This is a genomic window from Streptococcus porcorum (assembly GCF_053203725.1).
In genome coordinates this window covers 21486-28000 of record NZ_JBRUDG010000023.1, presented here as the reverse complement: position 1 = coordinate 28000, position 6515 = coordinate 21486, and the positions used below count along the sequence as shown (strand labels likewise).

At 36.8% G+C, this 6515-nt stretch carries 9 protein-coding genes and 1 pseudogene; 3 read left to right on the top strand and 7 right to left on the bottom strand.

What is annotated here, in order from left to right; translation table 11 throughout:
- Positions 1-188: pseudogene (locus ACVRWY_RS06805) on the top strand (IS481 family transposase); the annotation flags it as partial.
- Between the two features lie 68 nt (positions 189-256).
- On the opposite strand, the gene trmB reads toward ACVRWY_RS06805, so the two are convergent.
- From trmB to ACVRWY_RS06785, 4 genes are read right to left on the bottom strand one after another with little or no spacing between them, the layout of a single operon-like run.
- The gene (gene trmB, locus ACVRWY_RS06800) at positions 257-892 is read right to left on the bottom strand and encodes a tRNA (guanosine(46)-N7)-methyltransferase TrmB (RefSeq protein WP_354369419.1); all 636 of its coding nucleotides are present in this window, start codon (positions 890-892) and stop codon (positions 257-259) included.
- A 2-nt stretch (positions 893-894) separates the two neighbouring features.
- Positions 895-1677 carry a cell cycle regulator CcrZ gene (gene ccrZ / locus ACVRWY_RS06795; protein WP_354369417.1) on the bottom strand — a complete coding sequence of 261 codons (783 nt, stop codon included), beginning with the start codon at positions 1675-1677 and terminating at the stop codon, positions 895-897.
- Between the two features lie 53 nt (positions 1678-1730).
- Positions 1731-2768, bottom strand: a complete 1038-nt coding sequence (locus ACVRWY_RS06790) for an ABC transporter permease (RefSeq protein WP_354369415.1) — start codon at positions 2766-2768, stop codon at positions 1731-1733.
- Between the two features lies 1 nt (position 2769).
- The gene (locus ACVRWY_RS06785) at positions 2770-3495 is read right to left on the bottom strand and encodes an ABC transporter ATP-binding protein (RefSeq protein ID WP_354369413.1); all 726 of its coding nucleotides are present in this window, start codon (positions 3493-3495) and stop codon (positions 2770-2772) included.
- 66 nt (positions 3496-3561) lie between these two features.
- Between ACVRWY_RS06785 and ACVRWY_RS06780 the strand changes: the two genes are divergently transcribed.
- Together ACVRWY_RS06780 and ACVRWY_RS06775 are read left to right on the top strand one after the other, a co-directional pair.
- Positions 3562-3978 (top strand): HIT family protein, encoded by a 417-nt coding sequence (locus tag ACVRWY_RS06780; RefSeq protein ID WP_354369411.1) that lies wholly within the window; start codon positions 3562-3564, stop codon positions 3976-3978.
- Positions 3979-4275, top strand: a complete 297-nt coding sequence (locus tag ACVRWY_RS06775) for a chemotaxis protein (RefSeq protein ID WP_354369409.1) — start codon at positions 3979-3981, stop codon at positions 4273-4275.
- A gap of 48 nt (positions 4276-4323) precedes the next feature.
- Here ACVRWY_RS06775 and lytR read toward each other — a convergent pair whose 3' ends face one another.
- From lytR to tsaE, 3 genes are read right to left on the bottom strand one after another with little or no spacing between them, the layout of a single operon-like run.
- The gene (lytR, locus tag ACVRWY_RS06770; protein WP_354369407.1) at positions 4324-5520 is read right to left on the bottom strand and encodes a glycopolymer--peptidoglycan transferase LytR; all 1197 of its coding nucleotides are present in this window, start codon (positions 5518-5520) and stop codon (positions 4324-4326) included.
- Positions 5521-5528: 8 nt separating this feature from the next.
- On the bottom strand, positions 5529-6050 hold the full coding sequence (locus ACVRWY_RS06765) for a GNAT family N-acetyltransferase (RefSeq protein WP_354369405.1): 522 nt from the start codon (positions 6048-6050) through the stop codon (positions 5529-5531).
- The gene (gene tsaE, locus ACVRWY_RS06760; protein ID WP_354369404.1) at positions 6047-6484 is read right to left on the bottom strand and encodes a tRNA (adenosine(37)-N6)-threonylcarbamoyltransferase complex ATPase subunit type 1 TsaE; all 438 of its coding nucleotides are present in this window, start codon (positions 6482-6484) and stop codon (positions 6047-6049) included. Before tsaE ends, ACVRWY_RS06765 begins: the two co-directional genes overlap by 4 nt.
- Positions 6485-6515: the final 31 nt, after the last annotated feature.

Below are 6515 nucleotides of genomic sequence, written 5' to 3'. Positions count from 1 at the left end.
GCAAGGTTGAACGCAGTCATCGAAATGACAATCGACGTTTCTACCAGCACTTGACCTTCTACTCCTATGACGATCTGATCAAGCAGATGAAAACCTATCTTTATCGTTCTAATCGACTCCCTATGCAAACTTTAGGATGGAAATCTCCTATCGATATCAGAAAAGCTTTACTAGGAGCTAGCTCCTAGTAAAGCTTAACAAATGGATAGCTTCAAAATAACATTTTAGGTCTCACATCATCGACAAAGGTACAATTTTAAAATTGAGCTTCCACACGATAAATCACTTGACCCTTGTTAGAGAATTTTTCCTCATACTCTGTCATAACATTACCTTCATAGTCACTAGCATGTAAATCTAACCAAACTTGTTTTAGTAACATACCATATTGTGAAAAACTTGCCAGGCTATACTCAAATAAACCACGATTATCTGTCTTAAAATGAATTTCACCATTTTCAGGCAAGATTTGCTTATAGGTATCTAGAAAACCCTTATAAGTTAGACGACGCTTCTCATGACGTTTTTTAGGCCAAGGATCACTAAAGTTAAGATACATCAAATCAACTTCACCATCAGCAAAATAATTAGTCAAGCTAGAACCATCAACTAATAACAACTTCACATTTGGCAAATCAGCTTTCAAAACCTTATCCAAGGCATAACTCAAAACCGATAATTGAATATCAATTCCAATATAATTAATATGAGGATTTTGTGCTGCCATTCCTGTGATAAAACGTCCTTTACCTGATCCAACTTCAATATGAATAGGATGGTCATTGCCAAAAACCTCATGCCAATGACCCTTAGCTTCTTCTGGGTTTGTAATAACGTACTGAGGATGATTAGCTAATAAATCCTCAGCACCTTTACGTTTTCTCATGCGCATAATTAAAACTGCTCCCTAAATTTGCGTAATGCATAAATTTTCTTGTTAACGTATTCCATATCTCCAATTGCAAAAAATTTCACAATTTCAGACAGATAATTAAATTGTCCATACCACTTAACCTTACTCAAAACCTCTTCAGGAGTATGGTAGCCATAATAGTGTAGCCAAGTCTTCCAATTCTGACGTGGGATATAGTGGCTGAGCAAATAAGCAATGTCATACATCCGATCTGTTAGACGAACAGAATCCCAATCAACCAAATAAATCAGACCACTTGTGGTAATCACCCAGTTACTATGTTTCACATCACCATGAACAATAGTAGCTTGATCTTGCTCAAACTCTGGCAAGGTTTTTCTTAATTCTTGAGCGACAGATTGTAAAAAGGAATTTTTTTGAATGTCAATCGGTGCATTAGCTTGCCAACTTGTTAGCAAATCATATGGATTTTCGATTTTATAGTTTAGTTGTAACAATTGATTCACAAGATGACGTGATTTATGTAAACGTAACAAAATATGCACAATTTGCTTACTGGTCATATCCTCTTTGGTTAAAATCCGTCCTTGTAACCATTCTTGAGCCGTCATCATGCCACCATTAGCTTGACGTTTTGCCCATAATAATTGAGGAGCAATTTGTTCTTTGGCTAGGGCTGCTAAGATTGGTGTCGTATCCATTTTAACAAAGATGCGCTGGCCGTCTGGATAAGTCCCAATAAAGGCTTTACCACTTTTGCCTTTTAAAGGCGTCAATTCTAAATTATTTTCTTCCAATGACACCTACTCCTCCTTCTAAAACAACAGTATTATTTATTTTACTCGTTTTGACGAACTTAGTCAACAATCTTTCTGATTTTATAAGCTAAATAGATTTCAACCAGCACCACTTGGCCTAAAATCAACCCTAAACTAACCCATGAAAAACCTGTAGCCACTACTTCAAAAAGAACAAGGACATAAGCCAAGCCTCTCAAGACCTTCATCAAGCCCTTCTTTTTATCCGAAATTTCTACTGGAAATAAACGTGGAGCATAGGTGTAATCATAAACATGATATAAGCCTAAAAGCTGGAATAATAGTAAATAATTTAGTGTCAGAGTCAATCCAACTGCCAGTAATTTTTGAGGAAGAAAAAGTAACACTAAGAGGGAAATAAAAAACAGGCGAAGTGTTAAACCAAAATAATCTCCTGTGCGAAATAAGGCTCTAATCAGAAGATTTTCCCAAGTCAATCGGTGAGCTTGAGGCATTAAGGATAAGAGTCGATCTAAATAAGCCCTTCTTTTAACACTTGTTGTGACGCCCTTAACCGTCGTAAACAAGGCAAAAAAACTTAAAATTCTACGTTGACGCTTATTCTCAATCGCTATTACTCGATCCCAGTTCAAGAAGTTCCCCTCGACACTTGCTTTTTTTCTATAATGACTGATGATGTAACGTAAAATAATCAGACTCATCACAAACAAAATAAAGTGGATAAGCGATAAACCTAATTTTAAAAATAAAGGTAAGACTAAAACTAAGATTGCCGTTTGAAGGGATGAATAAGTCCAAAAACTACTCCGATAGGCCTTACGAACTTCTCTTATTACCTCTTCTTCTTTTGTCAGAAAGTAGAGCTTATCGGCCTCCTGAACATAAGTGGCAGGTCCACCTAAAAAAGGTAATAGCAAGGAGATGGAAAATAAAACAAGCGCAATAGGGTACGGATTCTTAGGAAAGTTTTGCAATAATTGGCTGTATTGCACCAATACAAATCCTAGTAGAAGCATTAAGACTAAAACAAAGTGATCATTCAAGACATACCGCAGATACTTCAAGGATTGCTGTCTAAAAACGTGTCGCCTTTTTCTAAAAGCATTTTCTACCATTTTAATCCTCTTTCGTCAATTTCATATAAATGGCCGTCAAATCTGCTTCAGGATCTCCAAATTGTTGACGAAGTTCTTCCAAACTACCATTAGCTCTAACTTCTCCTTTATGAAGAATGACAAAGCGATCGCACATTTTCTCCGCTGAATCCAACACATGGGTGGACATTAAGATAGACTTGCCAGCTTTCTTTTTTTCAGCTAATAACCTTGTCAAATCTGCAATGGCAATGGGATCTAATCCCAAGAACGGCTCATCCACAATCAACAAACTCGGATCAACCAATAAGGCGCAGATAATCATCACCTTTTGCTTCATTCCCTTAGAAAAATTAACGGGAAACCAATCAAGACGATCTGTCAAGCGAAAAAGATCCAGTAGCTCCTTTGCTTGGTCCATGGCTTTTTTATCGTCTAGATCATAAGCCATAATGACCGTTTCAATGTGCTCTTTTAACGTCAATTCTTCATATAAAATTGGGGTTTCTGGAATCAAAGCTACTTTCTTTCGATAAGCTACTAAATCATCAGACAAACGTAATCCATCAATACTAATCGTTCCTTGATAAGGTTGTAATAATCCGATAATTTCATTTATGGTGGTTGATTTTCCCGCCCCGTTCAAACCAATCAGGCCAACCAATTCTCCATCTGCTACTTCAAAAGAAATATTTTTTAAAACAGGAATATTGACATATCCCCCTGTTAGATTTTCGATTTTTAACATAAGTTTTCTCACTAAAATTTGATATAATCATTATAACAAAAAGACTTAACTAAAGGAGAAATCAATATGGAGAATTGTATTTTTTGTCAAATTATTGCTGGAGAAATTCCATCATCTAAAATTTATGAAGATGATCAAGTGCTAGCCTTTTTAGATATTTCTCAAACAACCAAAGGTCACACCTTAGTGGTTCCAAAAACACACGCTAGAAATACACTTGAGATGACTGAAGAGGCTGCGTCACAATTATTCAGTCGTATCCCTAAAATTGCCCGCGCCGTTCAATCTGCTACACAGGCTAAGGGGATGAATATTATTGCTAATAACGAGGAAATTGCAGGGCAAACTGTTTTTCATACACATATCCACCTTGTTCCTCGATTTGATGAAAACGATGGCATCGCTATTCACTACACTACACATGAGCCTGACTTTACAGCCCTAGCTGAGTTAGCTAAAACAATTTCCAAAGAGGTGATTTAATTGAAACTATCCCATCTTGCCTTAATCAGTGGGTCAGCTGTTCTTGCCTATACCCTTTATAAAAAAAGAGATCACATCACACAATTTGCTCAAGAAGGTCTTAAAAATTTAGATGAAGCTAAAACGGATTTAGACAATATCCAAAACAACCTTTCTATTATCCAAGAGCAAACACAATTACTCCAAAAATACGGTCAAGATTTTCAGCAAAAATGGCGGTATTTTGAAAAGGAAAAAGATGCCCACATCTCTGAAATTAATCGCATTCTAGGACACTATCAAAAAACAAACTCATAAAAATATCCCCTAACAGAAAATTCTGTCAGGGGATATTTTTATAAAAGACTACTGAATCGGTTGTAAAGTAGTTGTATCTTGATAAGTTTGTTGATATTGACCAACTGACGACGGAGCCTCTTGATAAACAGTGCTTGGAGTATAAGTCTGATCGGCTACAGTCTGATCTGAAGAATACGAATCTGTTACAAAATCCTCTGAATAAGCACTGCTACCCTCTAAACTTCCACCATAGTAATCTTCATATAAGATTGCCGTCGTTGTCAAAGTTTTACTAGTTTTAAGTCCTAGTGCTTTCTTAATGCGATTTTGAACAGTTAATAAATGTTCAGAAGTGACTAGCTGATAAGAACCGCCATTAATGGTAGCATCTTCACCTTTTAGCTGGTAGGTCTTGATATTTTTCAAAGCATCACTATAGCCTAACAAGCTTGGAATGGTTGAAGAGCTAATTTCAATATTAGTCTGCATATTGCCACTAACTGCTTTTAAAATGTCCTTGTACTTGCTCACACTATCTAAAGCTAAGACCTTCTTGACCACTTTTGCGATGACCTCTCGTTGACGACGTTGACGACCATAGTCTCCCTCAGGATCATCATAACGCATGCGCGCATAAACCAAAGCTTGATCTCCATTGATATGATGTGTCCCTGGTTCAACAGTTGCCGTATAAGCAGGTTCATTTGCTTCAATAGAAATAGGGAAATCAAAATCATTTGTCACGGTGATACCACCTACGGCATCAACAAGCTGTACCAAACCTTCCATGTTAATCTGAACATACTTGTCAATTGTAATATCTAACATATCTTGAATGGTCATAATTGCCATTTGGGCTCCTCCAGCCGCATAGGCTTCATTTAGCTTCGCCTCAGAATTTGTGGCTTCATTATTTTTAGGTCCAGAAAGATTAATTAAAATATCACGCTCTAAACTTGTCATAGTTGTCTGATTCGTTTTAGGATTTATGGTCAATAGGATCATTGAATCACTATTTCCTTCCCATTTCGATGTTCTATCAGCAGAGCCTGTATCAACTCCCATTAACAAGATAGAAAAAGGCTTTGTCTGCTTAATAACATCCTGACTCCCCGAATTTTCTGAGGTATTAAAATCCTTAAACGTTTTTGACAACTCCTCTGTTGAAAAACCATAAATATTAGAAGTATAGACTCCTAGTGCAACCAAACTAAGTGTAAAAATTGCACCCAACATTAACAAAATTTTTCTACCAATTTTCATACGACTCTCTAATTTATCAGCTTACTCATCAAGTAAACATCTAAAAACTCCCCATCTTTTGTTCTTATGCCACGTTTTTTCAAACCCTCTATCTCAAAACCAAACTTTTCATAAATATGGATAGCCCGTTTATTGCGCTTTTGAACTGTCAGCTCCAAGCGTCTAATCTCTCTTGTTTCTAATGCCCAATTGACAGCCGTTTCCAAAAGAACTTGCCCTATACCGTACCCCCAATAATCTCTTTTAACAGCAATAAAAACATCACCTATATGAGATAAGGCAGGATCTTCTTCTCCTTTAATATTAATCAGTCCCAAAATAGTCTCTGGTGTTTTAGCCACGAGACAAATATTATTAGTCGACGCACTAGACCATTCTAGAAAATCTTTCAATGCTTCTTTTGTAAAGGAATCGCTAGAAGTCTGCCAAGCAATGTAGTCCGTCTCTTCCTTAATGAGTAATAAGGCTTCTAATAATGCTTCTGCATCAAGTGGACTTGCTTCTATAATATCTAAGGTTGTTTCTGTCATCCAAGGTCTCCAATAACTTCTTTTGAACGTGGGCCACTTGCAGATAAACTCACACAACGACCATCATCAACCTTGCGGATTACAACCTCCAGATAATCACTTGGTAAGCTATCATTAAGAAGCTCTCCCCACTCAATCACTGTGACACCCTGACCAAAAAGAAATTCATCTAAATCAATAGAATCAGGATCTTCTCCAATACGATAGACGTCTAAATGATATAAGGGAAGTCGCCCCTCATATTCACGAACTATAGTGTAAGTGGGGCTTTTAATCATTTGGGTGATCCCCAAACCACGCGCCAAGCCTTTGGTCAAGGTTGTCTTTCCAGCACCCAGATCTCCTGTTAATACTACTACATCTTGTTTTTTAAGAACTTGACCTATTTTTTGACCAATAGCCATTAGTTCTTCTTCGTTATGACTTTTAAACATAAGGAAATTATATCAGAATTCTCTTTCTAAT